Origin of the sequence: Pseudoalteromonas sp. B62, from assembly GCF_037162565.1 — a bacterium.
Classification (GTDB): Bacteria; Pseudomonadota; Gammaproteobacteria; order Enterobacterales; family Alteromonadaceae; genus Pseudoalteromonas; species Pseudoalteromonas fuliginea.
This window is the reverse complement of the sequence record NZ_JARLVB010000001.1, coordinates 106,572-126,920: the sequence shown is the minus strand read 5'-3', so window position 1 is coordinate 126,920 and position 20,349 is coordinate 106,572. Positions and strand designations below refer to the sequence as shown.

The window sequence follows — 20,349 nt, the reverse complement described above, 5'->3', positions numbered from 1 at the left end:
CAATAAATGGACGCTCTTTCGCAGTTATTTTACCTGCATGGCATTGGTTATGAATTCACTAAATACACTGGTGAACAGGTTGTTTTTAGCAACGATACACGAAAGCAAGCTTTACAGTGCTGTGGTATTGACACTAACGATGCTAATCAAATAGCGCATCTTAACTATGAATTAGATGCAGCTACTTGGCAGCAATTAGTTCCGCGTGTTAGCTTGCTTGAATGGCCTGAAAATACCTTAAAGATTCGTATAGATGAGCGTCAACAGCATTTATGTGTAGGCATAAAAGTAGAGGCGCTTGGTCTTGACTTGGCATTTCAAACTATGCGTGATTTACCTGTCACAGGTGAATATTACTTGCATGGCGTGCGATATATTGAGGTTGCGCTTGAATTACCTTTTATCCCAGCTGGATATTATGATGCAACGATAAAAGTAGGCGAGCAATTTTCAAATACACAGGTTTGGTCTGTTCCTGAACAAGTATATCAAGTAGATGATATAAAGCGTACAGGGCTCTCTATTCAGCTTTATACTTTAAAAAATAAAGCGCTATTAGGTGTTGGCGATTTTAGCGATTTATTATCGTTAACTCATTTATGTAGTGCGCAAAACATGGATTATATTTTACTTAATCCACTTCATTTATTATTTGCCGATATGCCAGAGCGAGCAAGTCCTTATAGCCCTAACAGTCGTGCTTTGCTAAACCCTTTATATATTGCCATTGATTTATGTGACGACGCTAATAACAATGCAGAGCTAAATGCTTTAATGCAAAGTGATGATGTTATTTCTCTCATGCAAAGCAATGATCAATTTATAAATTACGAAAACGTAAGTCGTATTAAATATACGTTATTTAAAGCGCTTTATAGTCAGTTTGAATTAACTGCCAGTAATGAGCGTCGACAAGCGTTTACAGCATTTTGTAACACTCATACAAGTACGCTAAATACCCTTGAATCAGATAATTTAACGTTTGACTATTATTTGCAGTGGCAAGCGTATTTACAGTTAGCACTTTGTCAAAAAAGTTGTATAGAGCTGGGAATGGCTATTGGTTTAATCAACGATTTAGCTGTTGGGTGTGCTGGCGATGGGGCCGAATTTAAAAATCAGCAATCATTATTTAGCCAAGAGGCAAGTGTTGGTGCCCCGCCAGACCCATGGGCTGAAGCAGGTCAAAATTGGGGGCTTCCGGCACTCAATCCTCGCAGTCTTAGCAATAATCACTTCGAGTTTTATCGCTCACTTATTCGCGCAAACATGCAAAATGTAGGTGGTCTCAGAATTGACCATGTAATGGCTATTAGGCGTTTATGGTGGTGTTTTGAAACGAATGGTAAACAAGATGGCTGTTATGTTTATTATCCGTTTGAGCATTTACTCGCAATTTTAAAAATTGAATCGCATATTAATCAAAGTATTGTTATTGGCGAAGATCTGGGTGTAGTCCCCCCTGAGGTAAGAGATGCTTTAGCCTCTAGCGGTATTTTTTCTAACAGCTTATTTTATTTTGAAAAACAGCACGATGATGAATTTTTATTGGTTAACGATTTACCATCACGTTGCTTATTAATGATTGCCAATCACGATGTGCCTCCTTTTATGGGCTGGTGGCAACACGATGATTTAGATATAAAGCAGCAATACAGTTTAATTAACGAGCAGCAATGCAACGACTTAACCCACCAACGTGTTGAAGAGCAAGAGCGATTATTGCGCTTTATTAATGTCAATCAAACAAAAGAACTTAACCTACAAGCTAATGCAATGGACGTTTATAAATCACTTGCCTTATGTTTAGCAAAGTCGCAATCACGATTACTTGCGCTGCAAATAGATGATTTAGATGAGCAGCTTTACAGTGTGAATATTCCAGGAACAGATACCGAGTATCCCAATTGGCGGCGTGTTTTAACACACACTTGCGAAGAGATTTTTAGTAAAAATGCCTCTTTGTTAGCTGCAATAGATTCAATAAGGAAAGGTTAATGAGTAGCTCAGCAGTAGATAATATTGGATCTTCTTTTAATAGTTATGATGATCAAGTACAAGCGTTAAGCGCAGGTCGTTTTAAAGACCCGTTTAGCTTTCTTGGGGCACATAAACTAACAAACACAGACACAGAGTTACGACTTTACTTACCCACTGCGTTGAATGTTGTAATTAACCTTGGCGGTAAAAAAATAAAAGCGCTGCGATATAAGCAAAGTGATTTGTTTATTGCAAAGCTAAAAACATTGCCAAGCGCGCCATATCAATGTGATGTTGAATACACAAATACAGCCGTTACGTTTTACGATGAATACAGTTTTGACACTGCGCTCGATACACAGGCAATGTACTTATTTAACGAAGGTAGTTTAGAGCATGCATACTCACACTTTGGTGCACATTTTAGCACTCAACAAAATGTAGAGGGGGTGCGTTTTTGTGTGTGGGCGCCAAATGCAGCAAGTGTATCAATTATTGGTGAATTTAATTTTTGGCAAGCTAATCGTCACTTTATGCGCTTTCATCCTGCAAGTGGTGTATGGGAATTATTTATACCAGGCCTTAAAGCTGACATGTGCTATAAATTTGCAATTACCGCACAAAGTGGAGACGTGTTTGAAAAAGCAGACCCATATGCGTTTAAAATGCAGCAAGCCCCCGGTACTGCCAGTGTATTGCAATACAAACCAGAACCTATAATTCTTGATGAACAGGCCTTAAAAAATAGACAAAAGCGTAACCATATTGATGCACCAATTAGTATTTATGAAGTGCATTTAGGCTCATGGCAACGCGCTGAAAATAATCGTTATTTAAGTTACGTAGAGCTTGCTGACAAGCTAGTTAGCTATGCACTTGAAATGAATTTCACCCACCTACAGCTTATGCCTATCAGTGAATACCCGTTTGATGGCTCGTGGGGCTATCAACCCGTTGGTTTATTTGCACCTACTAGCCGTTTTGGTGACTATAACAGTTTTAAATATTTTGTAGAGCAATGCCATAAAGCAAATTTAGGTATTTTACTCGACTGGGTACCTGGGCATTTTCCAAGTGATCCGCATGGTTTGCATCGTTTTGATGGCACTCATTTGTACGAACATGCCGATATGCGTCAAGGTTTTCATCCCGATTGGAATACCTATATTTATAATTACGATCGCCCTGAAGTTAAAAGCTTTTTGATTTCTAATGCAATGTATTGGTTACACCAATTTGGGCTTGATGGTTTACGAGTAGATGCAGTGGCTTCAATGTTGTATTTAGATTACAGCCGTAAAGAAGGTGAATGGATCCCTAATTGTTATGGAGGACGCGAGAACCTTGGTGCAATCGAGTGCCTAAAGCAGGTTAATTTACGAAGTTATAAAAACAACCCTGGCATCATGATGGTAGCCGAAGAATCAACTGCATGGCCAAGTGTTACACAAAGTGTTGAGCATAACGGTTTAGGGTTTGGCTATAAATGGAATATGGGCTGGATGAACGATAGTTTGCACTATATGCAACGCGATCCGCTTTACAAACAGCACCACCATCACGAAATAACCTTTTCGATGGTATACGCCTTTAGTGAGAACTTCATACTGCCATTGAGTCACGACGAAGTAGTGCATGGCAAAGGCTCACTTATTGAAAAAATGCCAGGGGATGATTGGCAAAAGTTCGCAAACCTTCGAGCTTATTATGCGTTTATGTGGGCGCATCCAGGTAAAAAATTATTGTTTATGGGTTGTGAAATAGCTCAGCGCACTGAGTGGGCCCACGATCATTCGCTTGATTGGCACTTATTAGAGCATCAAAGTCACAATGGTATAAAACAAACAATTAAAACACTCAATCATGTATATAAAAACCAACCTGCTTTGTACGAACTTGACACAAGTGCAGCAGGCTTTGATTGGATAGATAACAACAATAACGCTCAAAGTATTTTAAGTTTTGTACGGTATGCCAAAAATGCACGAAATTTAGTGGTTGTTATAGCTAATTTCACTCCAGAGTCTTATCAAAATTACGTCATTGGTGTGCCAAATAAAGGCCGCTATAAAGTAATTTTAAATACAGATGAAACCGATTATTTTGGCTCAGGGATAGACGTTACACAAAACGAATCAAAGACAGTTACTACCTTCGACAGCCCTAATCATGGGTTCGCTCAAAGCATTTCTATTGCCATTGGTGGTTTAACTACTATTTATTTACAAAAGGTCGAAGATGAGTAATCAATTTGAAGTCACTCACGGCCAAGTTGAACCCTTAGGTTCAAGTGTTACTGACGGCGGTGTAAATTTTGCACTTTATGCGCCAAAAGCAACTCAAGCTTATTTATGTTTATTTGACAAAAGTGGCCATTCAGAAATATTAAAGGTGGCAATGAGCATTAACGAAGGCGGCATTTGGAGTATTCATATATTTCCTTTAAATGCAGGTGCTTTGTATGGCTTTAGAGTAGAGGGTGAATATAACCCTAAGCACGGTCAATTGTTTAACGAAAACAAACTATTAATAGACCCTTACGCAAAAGACTTATTTGGTGAGTTTACTTGGAGTGAGCGTCATTATGGGCAAATGCCAATCGGCACTAAAAGCACCGTAAATAATGCGATTGATATACCTAAGTCAAAAGTAGCAGCACCTGTGTTGTACGCGCATAAAAAGCCAAACCATAGATGGTCAAATACGGTTATATACGAATGCCATGTGAAAGGAGCAACGTGCCGTCATCCCGAAATACCTAAGTACCTACAAGGGAAATTTTTAGGACTAAGTCATCCCCGTTTTATTGAACACTTACAGAGCTTTGGTATTACAGCTGTGGAACTTTTACCTGTTCATTCATTTATTAGTGAACAATTTTTAACGGGTAAAGGGCTGCAAAATTATTGGGGTTACAACACGCTTAACTTTTTACACCTCATAATGACTACTTGGTTAAAGACGATATAAATGAGTTTAAGCAAATGGTGCGAGAGCTTCATGCGGCCGACATTGAAGTTATTATCGACGTTGTTTACAACCATACCGCAGAGGCCGGTAATGATGGCCCAATATTGTCACTTAGAGGCTTTGATAACTTAGCTTATTACCGCACTGTAAGCGATCGACCAGATTTATATATAAACGATACTGGATGCGGTAACACGATTAATATTGACCACCCTCGTGTATTACAACTTGTACTCGATAGTCTTCGTTATTGGGTTGAAGTAATGGGAGTTGATGGCTTCAGGTTTGATTTGGCGACTATTTTAGGGCGTTCTCAATCTGGGTTTAGCGCTTCTCATACTTTCTTACAAGCGGTTGCCCAAGATCCTATTTTAAACAAAGTAAAGCTCATTAGTGAACCGTGGGATATAGGCCCTGGTGGCTATCAGTTAGGTGCTTTTCCGGCACCTTGGCGAGAATGGAACGATCAATATCGTGATGTAATAAAGCGTTTTTGGAAAAGTGAAGAAGGCATTATCGCCACCGTTGCCAAACGTTTACATGGCTCATTTGATATCTTCGAGCACAGTGAGCGCGGTCCGCTCAATAGTATAAATTTTATAACGAGTCACGACGGTTTTACGCTTGCTGACTTAGTTAGCTACGAAGAAAAACACAATGAGGCAAATGGTGAGCAAAATCGAGATGGTCACAGTGCTAATCATTCTTTTAATTGTGGTGTAGAAGGGTTTACAAATGATCCCAAAATAACAGCGCTCCGCTTGCAACAGCAAAAAAACTTTTTGCTTACACTTATTTTGTCCAAAGGAGTTCCTATGCTCTCATCTGGGAGTGAAATAGCGCACTCGCAAGGGGGAAATAATAATGCTTATTGCCAAAATAATCGTACCAGTTGGCTTGCATGGAAAGACTCACAATTAAATCATACATTGACTCGTTTTATAGACGATGCACTAAAAATCAGACGTGCCCACAGTGCGTTTAAACACAGTGTGTTTTTAGATGATATTGATGAGCGCTTTACAGTTAGGTGGTTTACCGAAGAAGGTGTAACTATGACTGACGCGCATTGGCATGAAAATACGCGTCAGTTTTTAATGTACAGCTTGCTCGATAAGCAAAATAAACATGCACTTTTAATAATTTTTAATGCGAGTAAAAAAGTAATGTCCTGCCAATTGCCGCAATCTCCAATAAGTGCGCCTTGGCAAATGGTTTTATCAAGTGTAAATAATGCATCTGTAAGTAGTAACAACGATGCGATGGTTGAAATTTCTGCACAAAGTAGCTGGGTTTTCAGTTCAAATTTAGAGGAAGTAGGTCATGGCTAAGCAAGATGAACAAGTGTGTGTAGTAAAGGGTTGGCAAGAAGGCCCTGTTATTGATGAAAGTACGTTAAAAGATGATTTAACACGTCACTTTTATTACACCCTCGGCCGAGATAAGGTCGGCGAATCACAGTTATATTTATATCATGCATTAGCGCTCACTATTCGCGATCGACTTGTTGCTCGTTGCAGAGAAACCAATCAACAAATTAGACAGCAAAAGCGCCGTAAAACGGCTTACCTTTCTCTTGAGTTTTTAATGGGACGAGCACTGGGTAACGCTATTTTAAATCTAGATTTAGATGATCAAGTTGCTTCTGCATTACAAGAATATTGTACAACAGTCGAAACGCTTGAAGATGCCGAACATGATGCAGGGCTAGGTAATGGTGGTTTAGGGCGTTTAGCAGCCTGTTTTTTAGATAGCTGTGCAAGTTTGGCCCTGCCTGTAATTGGGTATGGCCTTCGTTACGAATACGGTATGTTTAATCAGTCTATAAATGACGGAAATCAAATAGAACAACCCGACAACTGGCTTCGTGAAGGACATCCATGGGAACTGAGTGCTCCAGAGCATGCAAAGCGCGTTAAGTTTAGTGGCTATGTGCAAAGCTATACAGATAAATATGGCCGAGAGCATCGTCAATGGATGAGTTCGCACGATGTATTAGCTGTGCCTTATGATGTACCAATTCCTGGCTATAAAAATAATATTGTTAATACACTTCGTCTGTGGAAGTCAGAAGCGACAGATGAATTTAATCTAACTGAGTTTAATGCTGGTAGTTACTCAGAAGCTGTAGCACAAAAAAATCTAGCTGAACAAATTACTATGGTGCTTTACCCAAACGACAGTAGCGAAAATGGTAAAGAACTTAGGTTACGCCAACAGTATTTTTTATCGTCTGCGAGTATTCAAGACATTGTTGATCAATGGGTTGCACAACACGGTGAGAGTTTTTCTGATTTTTCTGATTTTCATGTGTTTCAATTAAACGACACGCACCCAAGTATTGCTGTTGCAGAGCTGATGCGTATTTTAATGGATGACTACGAACTTGATTGGGAAGATGCTTGGAAAATTACTACTAAAACAATGGCCTATACAAATCATACCTTACTTCCTGAGGCACTTGAAAAGTGGTCAGTATCTTTGTTTGCAAGGTTATTACCGCGTATTTTAGAAATAGTTTACGAGATAAATGCACGTTTTTTAGCCCAAGTTGCACAGCAGTGGCCAGGGGATGTTAACAAACAGCGAGCGCTATCGCTTATTGAAGAAGGTGATGAGCCGCAAATTCGTATGGCTTATTTAGCAATAGTCGGTAGTTACTCCGTAAATGGAGTCGCGGCACTGCATACTGAGTTACTAAAAGCAGGCTTGTTTAAAGAGTTTTATGCACTGTGGCCAGATAAGTTTAATAACAAAACAAATGGCGTAACACCACGTCGTTGGCTTGCTCACTGCAACCCTATTCTAAGCAACTTAATTAGCGAAAAAATTGGTAACGATTGGGTAGGCGATTTTAGTCAAATTAGTCAACTACGTCGATTTTTTGATGACCAAACCTTTCATATTCAGTGGCAATCAGCTAAACGCGAAAACAAACAACGCCTTGTTGATTTAGTCAAAGCGCGTTGCGGTGTTGAGTTCGATGTATCGATGATGTTTGACGTACAAGTTAAGCGAATTCATGAATACAAACGCCAACTACTTAATGTGTTGCATGTAATTCATCTATATGACCGTATTCGTCGCGGTGATACGCAAGGGCTTGTTCCGCGTTGTGTATTACTCGGTGGTAAAGCAGCGCCAGGCTATTACATGGCTAAAAAAATTATTAAGCTAATCAACAATGTGGCTGAGGTTATTAATAAAGATCCATTAGCAGCACCGTATTTACGCGTAGCATTTTTACCAAATTATAACGTAACAGCAATGGAAGTTATTTGCCCTGCAACCGATTTGTCAGAGCAAGTGTCTACCGCAGGTAAAGAAGCATCAGGTACAGGTAACATGAAGTTCATGATGAATGGTGCATTGACGATAGGTACACTTGATGGCGCAAATATTGAAATTAGAGATGCCGTGGGTGCTGATAATTTCTTTTTGTTTGGTGCTCAAGCACATCAAATTGATGATATTAAATCACGTTATAATCCAGATCATTTAATTTCACAAAATAGTGACTTGGCAAACGTAATGCAGCTTTTAGAAAGTGGCCATTTTAATTTATTCGAACCATGCTTATTTGATGACGTGATCAATGCGATTAAGAGCCCGAACGATCCTTGGTTGGTCGCGCATGATTTTGAAAGCTATGTTGATGCTCAAAAACAAGTAGAGAAGACCTACACTGATCAAGCCTACTGGACACAAATTAGTATTTTAAATACAGCAGCCAGTGGCATGTTTTCAAGTGATAGAACCATAAGCCAATACAGTGACGACATTTGGCATTTAGAACCCCTCAACATTAGTGCAACAGACTTAACGACAACTAAAAGTCATACCACTAACAGCAAAAACTAAATGGAGAGAGTATTATGCCCAACTACGAAAATCGTTATATAAGCAGCCTAACCAGAGAAACTTACGCACTAATACTGGCTGGAGGTCGCGGTTCACGCCTGCATGAACTGACTGACTGGCGAGCAAAGCCTGCGGTTTACTTTGGTGGTAAACATCGAATAATCGACTTTCCGTTATCTAACTGTATTAACTCAGGCGTTAGGCGCGTTGGTATTGCCACACAATATAAGTCTCATTCACTTATTAGGCACGTTAACCGTGCTTGGGGGCATTTTAAAAAGGAATTGGGAGAGTCGGTTGAAATTCTACCTGCATCGCAGCGTCAAGGCGATGATTGGTATTGTGGAACCGCCGATGCTGTTTTTCAAAATATAGATATTATTCGTCATGAACTACCAAAATATGTGATGATTTTATCGGGCGATCATGTATATCGTATGGATTACGGTGCTCTTTTAGCTAAGCACGTAGAAAATGGCGCCGACATGACTGTTTGTTGCATCGAAGTACCCGTAGAAGAAGCCGCCGATACCTTTGGTGTAATGACCGTTAATGAGGAAAATCGTGTTTGCCGTTTTGACGAAAAGCCTGCAATGCCAAGTTCAGTACCTGGTAAGCCAGGTACGTGTTTAGCTTCAATGGGCAATTACGTATTTAACACCGAATTTTTGTTCGAACAGCTCAAAAAAGATGCTGAAAATGAAGGCTCTGGTCGCGATTTTGGCCACGATATTATTCCAGCGATAATAGAAGAGCATAACGTATTTGCCTTCCCATTTAGAGATCCAAACCAAGAAGGGCAACCTTATTGGCGTGATGTAGGTACACTAGATTCATTCTGGGAAGCTAATATGGAACTGGTAATGCCTGAGCCGCAACTTGATTTATACGATCCGATGTGGCCAATTTGGACCTATCAGGAACAATTACCGCCCGCTAAATTTATTTTTGATGACGATGATAGGCGCGGAATGGCCTTAGACTCAACAGTTTCTGGTGGTTGTATTATTTCGGGCTCTGCTGTTAGAAAGTCTTTATTGTTTTCAAATGTACATATTCGTTCATTTTGCGAGATAGAGCAGTCAGTTATATTGCCTGGTGCAATTATAAATAGAGGCTGCAAAATTAAGCGGGCGATAATAGATAGAAGCTGTGAGATACCAGCAGGACTAGAAATTGGTTTTGATCGTAAGACAGATGAAGACAATGGCTTTAGAGTGTCTAAAAAAGGCATCGTACTCGTGACCCGTGATATGCTCACTGAGCTTGCAAAAAAGCTTGCGCGCCAAGCAAATGAAAATAAAAAGTTAGCTTAAATAAACTAGCTAACTAATTTTAAGCATGACAACAAGGCTTGCTCTTTATTGAGCAGGCTCATTAGGTTAAAGGAAGTAGTAAATTAATGCATGTATTAATGGTTGCAGCAGAGAACGACGCGTTACCAGGCGCTAAAGTAGGTGGAGTAGCTGATGTAGTGCGTGATGCACCAAAGGCGTTGGCAGAGCAAGGTGTAACTGTAGATGTTGTTATTCCTGATTACGGCTTTGCGTTTATTGAGCGTATTTATCTCGGTGAAGTAACGGTTGCTTTTAATGCACAGCCACATGTTTTAACACTTTTTAAAGTACGACAAACGCAAAGTAATGTCAGCCAAATTGTTATTAGCCACCCATTGTTTAGTGAATCTGGCACTGTTTACTGCAACGATGCACCCGGTAGGCCATTTGCCACGGATGCAACCAAGTTTGCTTTATTTAATGCCGCAGTTTGTGAGGCATTATTACAAGGGGTACTTACACGCCCTAATGCATTACATTTGCATGATTGGCACAGCGCGTGTGTTGCCGTTTTAATTAAATTTGAGCCACGTTATAGCGCACTAAATAACATACATATAGCCTACACTGTACATAACATAGCGCTGCAGGGAATAAGGCCTTTTAAGCACGATGACTCGAGTCTAGAAGCATGGTTTCCTTCGCTTAGTTATAACGGTCAACATTTATGTGATCCACGTTACCCGCATTGTTTTAACCCAATGCGCAGTGCCATTAACCTATGCGATAAAGTACATGTTGTATCACCAACCTATAGCCAAGAAGTACTTAAACCAAGTAATTATGAACATGGTTTTTTTGGCGGCGAAGGGCTTGAGCAAGATCTGCAAAATGCGGCAGAACAAGGCAAGCTGGTTGGTATTTTAAATGGCTGTGAGTATCCTAAGTTAACAAATGAAAATGCAGACTTAAATACTTTATATAAAAAAATAGAGAACACTTTATTTAGCTGGATGAGTAACGATAAACAGCTTCAAAGTGGTTATTATATTGCGCACCAGCGACTACAGCAATTTAAAGCAGCAGCAAATAATGGCCCATTAGTAACAAGTGTAGGCCGACTTACAGAGCAAAAAGTCTTGTTGTTGTGCCAGCAGGTGAACGGTACTTTAGCGATTGATAACGTTTGCCAACTAGTTAATAAATACGGTGGTCGATTCATTGTTTTAGGTTCGGGTGACAAAGAACTTGAAAGTCTTTTTACTAAAGCAATGGCACGCAATTCTAACCTTTTATTTTTGCAAGGTTATGGTCAAGGTGTTGGTGATTTAATGTATCAACTAGGTGATTTGTTCTTAATGCCAAGTTCGTTTGAGCCATGTGGTATAAGTCAAATGCTGGCAATGCGAGCGGGACAGCCTTGCTTGGTGCATAGTGTTGGCGGATTAAAAGACACCGTTCAGCATAATGAAAATGGTTTTAGTTTTAGTGGCGACACATTAGCCATTCAAACTAGTAATTTAATCACCTGTTTAGACGAAACACTCTCAATTAAAAAGCAAGAACCTCAAAAGTGGCATAAAGTAAAAAAGGGTGCTGAGCAAGCCCGTTTTTCATGGACGCAAATCGCAACTGCTTATATAACAACCTTATATAGGTAAATTATTACGTGCTTTGCAAAGTTCAGTGACAATTGTATCGCTTTAATGTTTAATGACTTAGTCTGAAATAAAAAACAAGAAGTAGGTAATGTGTCTGTATTTGTTGCAAGGCAAGCAATATTTAATCGTCGTCAAAATGTAGTAGCTTACGAGCTACTTTTTCGTGATAGCCCTAAAAATTATTTTCCTGATATTGCAGAAGGCCAAGCGACCGCTCGTCTTATTATGGAGAATCAACTTAACTTAGGTACTCGCCATATTACATCAGGTAAAAAAGCACTCATTAATATTGGTCCTGAATCATTGAAGCTCGACTTATGCGCTTTTTTGCCTTGCCAAGATGTTGTAATCGAACTACTTGAAACCATTGAGCCAAACGATGATAACTACGAACTATGCCGAGGTTTATTTCATAGTAATTATAAACTCGCACTCGATGATTTTGTGTATAAACCACAGTGGGATCGTTTTTTAAAGCTCGTCAAATTAATAAAATTTGATATAAGAATGACACCGCTTAACGAAATACAACCCATCGTTAAAAAGCTGCAAGCACATAAACAAATAAAAATATTAGCCGAAAAAATAGAAACTCAAGACGACTATAAATTAGCCTTTGATATGGGGTTTGATTATTTCCAAGGTTATTTTTTTGCAAAACCCACTATGATCAAGCAAAACGATATCGATTATAATTATGGGTTAGTTGTCGCTATTTATGCTGAAATAATGAAGCCAAACCCAGATATAAAAGTTATATCTGGGTTGTTTGAGCTAGATGCCGCCCTTGCATATAAACTACTGCGTTTAATAAACAGTGGTGTTTTTCCTATACAAAGTCAAATATCGTCATTAAAGCAAGCACTTGTCTATTTAGGGCATGATCGTCTTAAAAAGTTTGTGAGCCTTATTGTTACCGCTCATACAGCAGGAAAAAAGCCTGCTGAGCTAATGCAGGTTTGCGTTGTTCGTGCTCGTTTTTGTGAGCTTTTAGCAAAAAATGTAGCAAAGAGCCAAACTGGAGAGGCTTTTTTAACCGGTTTATTTTCATTGCTTGATGCAATACTTGATCAACCGATGAGCTTACTCGTTGAAAAGCTGCCTTTTCCAGATGAGATAAAAGCTGCATTATTAAATGATAAAAATAACCTTTACTATATTTTAAATGTTGTTAGAGCATACGAAACTGGAAGCTGGTGGGCGTTAGAGCAAGCTGGGCTTTTGTTGAATATAGACAATGCTATACTGCCTGCACTCTACCAGCAGTCGGTCAATTGGGCCGACAGCTATAAGAACAATATTTAACGGACACTAGCTTTAATGCGCAATTACAATATGGACTTCATTCGTGGCATAGCTGTACTGGGCTTAGTTTACATGAATAGCTATGCTTTTGGTGTTTTTGAATTAGGCTACATTGCGCACAGTAATGCCCCTGTTAGTGACTCTATTATTTATATTTTTAGTACCTTATTTGTAGACGGTCGTTTTAGAACGCTGTTTAGTTTGCTGTTTGGGGCTGGGCTTTATATTCAATGGCAACGTTATAAGTCTGATGTGCAGTTAAAAAGTAGGCTTTACTGGTTAATACTGTTTGGTTTAGCGCATGGGCTTTTACTTTGGGCTGGTGATATTTTATTTGTTTATGGCATTTCAGGTTGGTTTACTCTGAAATACCTACAAAGCGATAATGCGTTACTTTTGAGGCGAGGTCTTGCATTTATTTTACTGTGTGGCATCACCACTGGGCTGGTTATGTATAGTGCACCTGTGGATATTATTTATCGCGACTCTCAAGATTTTATTTCTTTATATAGCCCACATTATTTTGATTATTTTATTTCTAATTTCGGTATGAATGCATTAATGGTATTTATAGTGCCGATAATGACCTTGTGGATGTGTGCAGGGATTATGCTCATTGGTATTTACTTGTATAAACAGGGGGTATTTAGTGAAGGCTTAAGCACAAAACAGCTAGTAACAATCGTTATTGCAACCACGATCTTGAGTGCATTTAGGCTCTATACCTCGCAATACAGTAGTGGCTTTATGTATGCCATACAAGAGTTAATAAATATGTTTGCGGCACTTGGAATGGCGACGCTGTATATTCATTTAATTGTTAAATTTTGCAATAACAGCGCACACGTTGGCAAGCTTATTCAGCAAACAGGGCGCTTAGCATTTACCTTGTATATTAGCCAAACACTCATGCAACTATTGTTATATAAAGTGCTATTTACACACTGGGTGCTCGGTTTTGATCGTATTGATTACTGGGTGCTGGCAACGGCATTAGTTGTAATGCAGCTCATATTTACCTTTATATACAGCCGCTATTTTAACCAAGGCCCGCTTGAATTTGTATGGCGTAAATTAACGAAAGCAAAAATTAATGCTTAAACACCTATAAATTCTAAATTAGGGGCGAAAAAATAGTGTGGGTGGTTTACACTACTCGCCTTAAAAATTACTACGCTATAAGTGCCATGACCGAATTAAAACGTTTAAATAAATTTATTAGTGAAACAGGATTTTGTTCACGCCGCGAAGCCGATAAATATATTGAGCAGGGTCGTGTCAGCGTTAATGGCTACTCTCCAGAAATGGGCGTAAAAGTAGCCGCTACCGATGTTGTATTAATTGATGGCAAGCCACTTAAAGCCACACCAAAGCGCGTTTATATCGCTTACAACAAACCCGTTGGTATTACGTGTACTACCGAAAGTAAAATTCAAAGTAATATTATACGAGCAGTTAACTATCCTACGCGTATATTTCCAATAGGGCGCTTAGATAGACCGTCTGAAGGGCTTATATTTTTAACTAACGAAGGTGACATCGTTAATAAAATTTTGCGTGCGGGCAATAATCACGAAAAAGAATACGTTGTTACGGTGGATAAACCGCTTAATCGTCAGTTTGTTACAAAAATGGCCAATGGCGTGCCTATTTTAGATACCGTCACTAAAGAATGTAAAGTCACGCAAAGTGGCCCTAAAGAATTTAAAATAGTACTTACCCAAGGTTTAAACCGCCAAATACGCCGCATGTGTGAATATTTAGGTTACGAAGTGGTTACGTTAAAGCGCACACGTATAATGAACGTAACACTAAAAGGTTTAAAGGTAGGGCAGTGGCGTCATTTGTCTGATACTGAAATGGCGCAAATAAACGACTCGATTTCTGACTCAGGTAAAACCCAAGAGCATTCGCTTGATGCTAACAAACAATCAGAAAATAATACGCCGTCGGCTCCCAAAAAACGTGATTTTCAGGGTGAAAATCCTCGCCGTTTTAATAAAGGCGAACAAAGTGGCGAGCGTAGTACTGAGCGAAATTCAAGTCGCAACTCTGAGCGTAGTAATGCTAATGGCGAGCGCAAAAATGAGCGCAGTAAAGCGCCTTATCAAAAGCGTTCTACCACGTATGTTGGTAAGCCAAAAAGTATTAAAGAGAATAAGTCGTCTAATGCTAAATCAGACTCACAACCAAGCTCAGGCCGTATTCTCAGTTTAAAAAAATAATGTGCAGCTAAGTGGTGGTGTTATACCACTTAGCTTAATTAAGTGTGTTATTTTGAGGTAAGAAAATAGTGTCGATAACAAGGCAAAAATTTCTTATTTAGTTGTTATCACTAATTACTCCTGCATCCATGCAGTCGTATATCAGTAATTTTTAACACAGTTAGTGTCAGATTTAATCCCTCAAATTGATTAAGTATTATTGCAGATTGATATTAGATACTAAAATGTCTCTAAGTTGAGTCAGCGTAATTTCACTCTATTACGAATTTAAGGTTTGTCTAAATCTCTATTTTAAATCCATTAAATAGCTTATTTATGTCGTTATATTAGGCGTATATACGCTAAAGCCTAATTTATATTGTGCATTAACAAGTACACTTAGTTATATGTTGGGTAAGCTGTTAAGATGCGCCGTCTTAATAATGTAGAAAGGTTATAGAAGTAGCATGTCAAAGTTTTTCTTTATGGGTAAGCCCGATATAATGGGTAAAAATAACAGTAATGGATTTGCGCCAAATCGTACTGCAAAGGTAGGCACAGAGTTGCACCCGTTAACGCTAATTGTAAACTCAGCTGAACGACAATCAGAAATAGAAGCAATACTAGAAGATCATTCGCTGTTTGCTTCGATTGGAATTAAAGCAGACGTACCAGAAGATATTCGCGAACTAGACTTTGCGCTTAGCAAGTCAACACCACAAGTATTTGATAAAGTACCAGAGCGTAACGCACCTTGTGTATGTGGTAGTGGCAAAAAATACAAAAAGTGTTGCGGCTAATTTATTAACCACTCAATATATGGCCTTTCTTTTTTCATCGGTATTAAATAAAAATGCCACTGACCTTGAGCCAGTGGCATTTTTTATGTTAACCGATTAGATGTTTAACTACTTACGCGGTTCGTAATCAATTCTAAATATAACCGTGTAAAGTACTGGCACTACAATGAGGGTTAGTATGGTGGCAAAGCCTAAACCGAACATTATGGTTACCGCCATTGACTGGAAGAACACGTCAAATAGCAGCGGGATCATACCTAAAATAGTGGTTATAGCGGCCATAGCAACTGGGCGTACACGACTCACACCAGAGTCAAATACGGCTTCATAAGGCGATTTACCTTCCCTTAATTCGAGATTTATTTGATCGACCAACACAATCCCATTTTTGATCAACATACCGCTTAAGCTTAACAAACCAAGCAAACCCATAAAGCTAAATGGTGTATTCATAATCAATAACCCTGCACTTACGCCAATAATAGCAAGAGGCACGGTTGCCCAAATTACCAAAGGTTGTTTAACTGAGTTGAATAATAATACAGTTACTGCAAACATAGCTAAGTAACCCAATGGTAAAGAGCCAAATATTGCTTTTTGAGCCTTGCTTGATGACTCAAACTCGCCGCCCCATTCCAGTTGGTAACCACGTGGCAGTTCCATATTCTCTATTGGGCCGCGAATACGCGCAAATAGTTTAGCTGGGGTTTCATCGCCGAGTACATTATGATCGGCCATCACAGTAATAGTACGTTTACGGTCGCGGCGCATTATTAGGCTGTCTTCCCATTGTACAATAAACTCGTCTACTACTTGGGTTACTGGTACAAATACACCAAGTACTGGGCTGTATATTTGAAGGTCGTGAACGCTTTCTACGTTTAAGCGCTCGTTAGCTGGGGATCGTGCAATAATAGGCAGCAACTGCGTACCATCACGATATACACCTACTTGCTTACCTGACAAACTGGTGAGTAATATATCATCCAAGTCTGATTTGCTAATGCCTAAGCGGCGTGCTTTTTGTTCGTTAAACTGTGGGCGAATCATTTTGGTACGTGCGCGCCAGTCATTACGAATATTGTATGCGCCATCATCGTTACCAATCAGTTCTTCGGCTTTAGCGGCCAGTTGCCTTAAAATAACAGGATCAGGGCCCGAAAAACGGGCTTCTATTTTGGCATCGGTAGAAGGGCCTATTTCCATTGGTTTAATTTTAAGTTGTGCAGAAAGCGCATACTGATTTGAATAATCACGGACTTTTTGCATTATAGTGGCAACAGCTTCCCTATCGGCAACACGAACAATCAATTGCCCATAAGCTGGGTATGACTTTTCTGGCGCGTAGGTAAGCATAAAGCGCGGTGCGCCTTGCCCTGTGGTACTTGTTACTTCTTCAACGAGTTCTTCTTTTTGTAAAAACGCCTCAAGCTGTTTAACTCCCTCAAGGGTTGAGCGAACATCAGAACCTTGTGCTTGCCAGTAATCTACATAAAACATAGGTGTATTAGAGGCAGGAAAGAATGACTGTTTTACAGAGCCAAAACCAACAACCGCAGTACACAGTAAAACAACCATTAATATAAGCGTGGTTTTTCTAAAGTGTAGAGAAAAATCTAATACAGCCTTATAGCCATTAAAAATAAAGCCTTTGTATGGGTCTTCATCTTCTTGGTCATTTTCGCCTTTGAATTGAGTTTCTTTAAACATTAAATTGGCAAAAAATGGCGTTAATGTAATAGCTGTTATCCAACTTAATAAAAGCGAAATAAACAGCACCCAAAATAAGCTACCGGCAAATTCACCACTGGCATCAGAGCTTAAACCTATTGGTGCAAACGCGGTTACCGCAATGACTGTTGCACCTAGTAAAGGCCACTTAGTTTGTTCAACAATATTAACTGCTGCTTTGAGTTTTGTTTGGCCACGTTTAAGGTTTATTAGTATCCCTTCGGTTACTACTATTGCGTTATCAACCAGCATCCCTAGTGCAATAATAAGTGCCCCAAGCGATATGCGCTGTAAATCGATAGCAAACAACTTCATAAATATAAACGTACCTAGTACGGTCAGTAGTAAAATACCACCAATTAAAATGCCGCTTTTTAGCCCCATAAACAAAAGCAAAACCACAATTACAATCGCAATAGCTTCAACCAAGCTGATAATAAATCCATCAACTGACTTTTCAACTTCTTTAGGTTGATTGTATACCGAACTAATATCAATGCCATGTGGTCGTTGATACTCAAGCGATGCCAAGTGTTCATCTATATGCTTGCCTATATCAACCACGTTAACACCAGAGGTAAATGACACACCTATTAATAATGCTTGTTCATTATTGTAGCGAATAATATTACTTGGTACTTCGGCATATTCTCTGTGTACCTTGGCTACATCACCTAAGTAAATTAGCTCACTTGCGCCTGTTTTTGAAATCAGTAGCGTTTCAAGCTCTTTTACATTTTTAAACTCACCCGTTGGATGAAAACGGATTGATTCATCGCCTACGCGAATTTTACCCGCGTTTGATACCGTGTTTTGCGATTGTAATAGTTGAAATATATGACTAGGAGCTATGCCTAATTGCGCTAATTTACGAGTCGATATCTCTACCATAACCTGTGCTTGCTGCTCTCCAGCAACGGTAACTTTACTAACCCCCTTAACAAGTACCAGCTCGCGCTTTAAATAGTCTACGTAATCTTTAAGTTCATCATACGAATAGCCATCGCCTGTTACCGAATACATCACACCGTATACGTCGGCAAAATCATCTAAAATTATACTTGGGTAGACACCGGTAGGTAATGAGGGGGAGAGATCATTAATTTTACGACGCATTTCATCCCATATTTGTCGCAGTTGTTCTTTACGGTAGGTGCTTTTCATTTCTACTGTAATTTGCGATTTTCCATTTGACGAAATTGACGTTACATAATCGACATAAGGTAATTGTTGAATCGCATTTTCGATTGGGAAGGTTACTTCTTCTTCAACTTGTTGCGGTGAAGCACCTGGGTACATGGTTATAACCATGGCCTTTTTGAGTGTAAATTCAGGGTCTTCTAATTGCCCTAAATCAAAATACGATACGCTACCACCAATTAATAGCAGCAACGTAAACATCCAGCTGATTACTTTTTTTCTATGGAGAGTTGTGCAAAGCTCATTGTTATAAGCCTCGCTCTTTATTCCACGCGCGTACCTTCATTCCTTCTTTTATTGAGTGTACACCCGCAGCCACAACTATTTGACCTTCTTTAATGCCGCTTAGTACTTCAATGCCGTCGCGATGAAGTTGACCGATTTCTACCGCTTGCTTATGAACCTGACCTGTTTGCTCGTCGTAAAGCCAAACATATGCATTGTTTTTAATGGTTTCTTGGGGATCAGAAAAAACGGATTCGATAGGTAAAATTGTGTAAGCAACTTGTGAGTTAGTTACTTTACTCAAATCAATTAGTACACTGCCTGTCATGCCAGCAAGTAAATTAAAGTCATCGGGTACAGGCAGAGAAAAAACAACTTTATAAGTAAGTGTTGCAGGGTCTGCCTGCGTATCCCATTCTTTTATCGTTAAGGTGTATTCTTTGTCGTCGTAACCGTCAAATTTAACAGTAGGTTGGTAGCTAGTGCCTTTATTAAAGCGTGCAACTATTTTTTCAGGAACTTGTATTTCAACGTCCATTAAATCGCGGGTTTCTAAACGTAATATATTTTGCTTCGCTTGAATATTTTCAAAGTTTTTAACAAATACTTTAGCGACGATGCCACTAAAAGGAGCACGTAATTCACTGTACTCAAGGTTTGTTTGTGCAATTTTAAATGCTGATTCAGCAACTTGCATATCAGCAGTTGCTTTATCGAGCTCTGATTGGCTAGTAATTCGTTTTTCAAATAATTGTTCTATTCGGTTAAGTTGAGATTTTGCAAGTTCATACCTAGCTTTTCTATCATCATATTGCAATTCAAAATCTTCAGGATCGAGCTTTGCCAATAGTTGGCCTTTCTCTACATGTTCGCCTGCTAAGACAGGAAATTTTACAAGCTCGCCATTTACTCTAAAAGCAAGGTATGACCCTTGGTTTGCAACAACTTCAGCAGGAAAGCTGCGAATGTTAATTTGAGAATCATGACCTATGTTGAATAATTTAACAGGGCGAATGGGCTCTTCTTTAACTTGTTGTTCTGGCTCAGAACAGGCTATTAAGCTAAGTAAGGTCGTTGTTAATAAACATAGACGAAAGAGTTTCATGTCTTCTCCGTTGCAGTGATGGCAAAATAA

At 39.2% G+C, this 20,349-nt stretch carries 10 protein-coding genes and 2 pseudogenes; 10 read left to right on the top strand and 2 right to left on the bottom strand.

What is annotated here, in order from left to right:
• Positions 1 to 6 precede the first annotated feature (6 nt).
• The 10 genes and pseudogenes from malQ (at position 7) to P4S71_RS00355 (ending at position 16,058) form a co-directional block, all read left to right on the top strand.
• The gene (gene malQ, locus P4S71_RS00400) at positions 7 to 1,998 is read left to right on the top strand and encodes a 4-alpha-glucanotransferase (RefSeq protein ID WP_337149822.1); all 1,992 of its coding nucleotides are present in this window, start codon (positions 7 to 9) and stop codon (positions 1,996 to 1,998) included.
• Positions 1,998 to 4,226 carry a 1,4-alpha-glucan branching protein GlgB gene (glgB, locus tag P4S71_RS00395; protein ID WP_337149821.1) on the top strand — a complete coding sequence of 743 codons (2,229 nt, stop codon included), beginning with the start codon at positions 1,998 to 2,000 and terminating at the stop codon, positions 4,224 to 4,226. The genes malQ and glgB overlap by 1 nt, the downstream gene beginning before the upstream one ends.
• Positions 4,219 to 6,281 (top strand): annotated as a pseudogene (gene glgX / locus P4S71_RS00390) (glycogen debranching protein GlgX). The gene glgB and the pseudogene glgX overlap by 8 nt, the downstream one beginning before the upstream one ends.
• A complete protein-coding gene (locus P4S71_RS00385) occupies positions 6,274 to 8,811 on the top strand; it encodes a glycogen/starch/alpha-glucan phosphorylase (RefSeq protein ID WP_337149820.1) in 2,538 nt (845 codons plus the stop codon). The pseudogene glgX and the gene P4S71_RS00385 overlap by 8 nt, the downstream one beginning before the upstream one ends.
• Before the next feature lie 14 nt (positions 8,812 to 8,825).
• Entirely contained in the window at positions 8,826 to 10,127 is a 1,302-nt protein-coding gene (glgC, locus tag P4S71_RS00380) for a glucose-1-phosphate adenylyltransferase (RefSeq protein WP_008137132.1), read from the top strand.
• Between the two features lie 86 nt (positions 10,128 to 10,213).
• Positions 10,214 to 11,749 (top strand): glycogen synthase, encoded by a 1,536-nt coding sequence (locus P4S71_RS00375; RefSeq protein WP_337149819.1) that lies wholly within the window; start codon positions 10,214 to 10,216, stop codon positions 11,747 to 11,749.
• A gap of 90 nt (positions 11,750 to 11,839) precedes the next feature.
• Positions 11,840 to 13,054 (top strand): EAL and HDOD domain-containing protein, encoded by a 1,215-nt coding sequence (locus tag P4S71_RS00370; RefSeq protein ID WP_007376348.1) that lies wholly within the window; start codon positions 11,840 to 11,842, stop codon positions 13,052 to 13,054.
• A 30-nt stretch (positions 13,055 to 13,084) separates the two neighbouring features.
• Positions 13,085 to 14,155, top strand: coding sequence for a DUF418 domain-containing protein (locus tag P4S71_RS00365; RefSeq protein ID WP_337149818.1), 1,071 nt, complete (start codon positions 13,085 to 13,087; stop codon positions 14,153 to 14,155).
• A gap of 86 nt (positions 14,156 to 14,241) precedes the next feature.
• On the top strand, positions 14,242 to 15,279 hold the full coding sequence (gene rluF / locus P4S71_RS00360) for a 23S rRNA pseudouridine(2604) synthase RluF (RefSeq protein ID WP_337149817.1): 1,038 nt from the start codon (positions 14,242 to 14,244) through the stop codon (positions 15,277 to 15,279).
• A 446-nt stretch (positions 15,280 to 15,725) separates the two neighbouring features.
• A complete protein-coding gene (locus P4S71_RS00355; protein WP_096794569.1) occupies positions 15,726 to 16,058 on the top strand; it encodes a PBPRA1643 family SWIM/SEC-C metal-binding motif protein in 333 nt (110 codons plus the stop codon).
• A 108-nt stretch (positions 16,059 to 16,166) separates the two neighbouring features.
• Here P4S71_RS00355 and P4S71_RS00350 read toward each other — a convergent pair.
• Positions 16,167 to 19,234 (bottom strand): annotated as a pseudogene (locus P4S71_RS00350) (efflux RND transporter permease subunit).
• Between the two features lie 2 nt (positions 19,235 to 19,236).
• The gene (locus tag P4S71_RS00345; protein WP_096794571.1) at positions 19,237 to 20,319 is read right to left on the bottom strand and encodes an efflux RND transporter periplasmic adaptor subunit; all 1,083 of its coding nucleotides are present in this window, start codon (positions 20,317 to 20,319) and stop codon (positions 19,237 to 19,239) included.
• Positions 20,320 to 20,349: the final 30 nt, after the last annotated feature.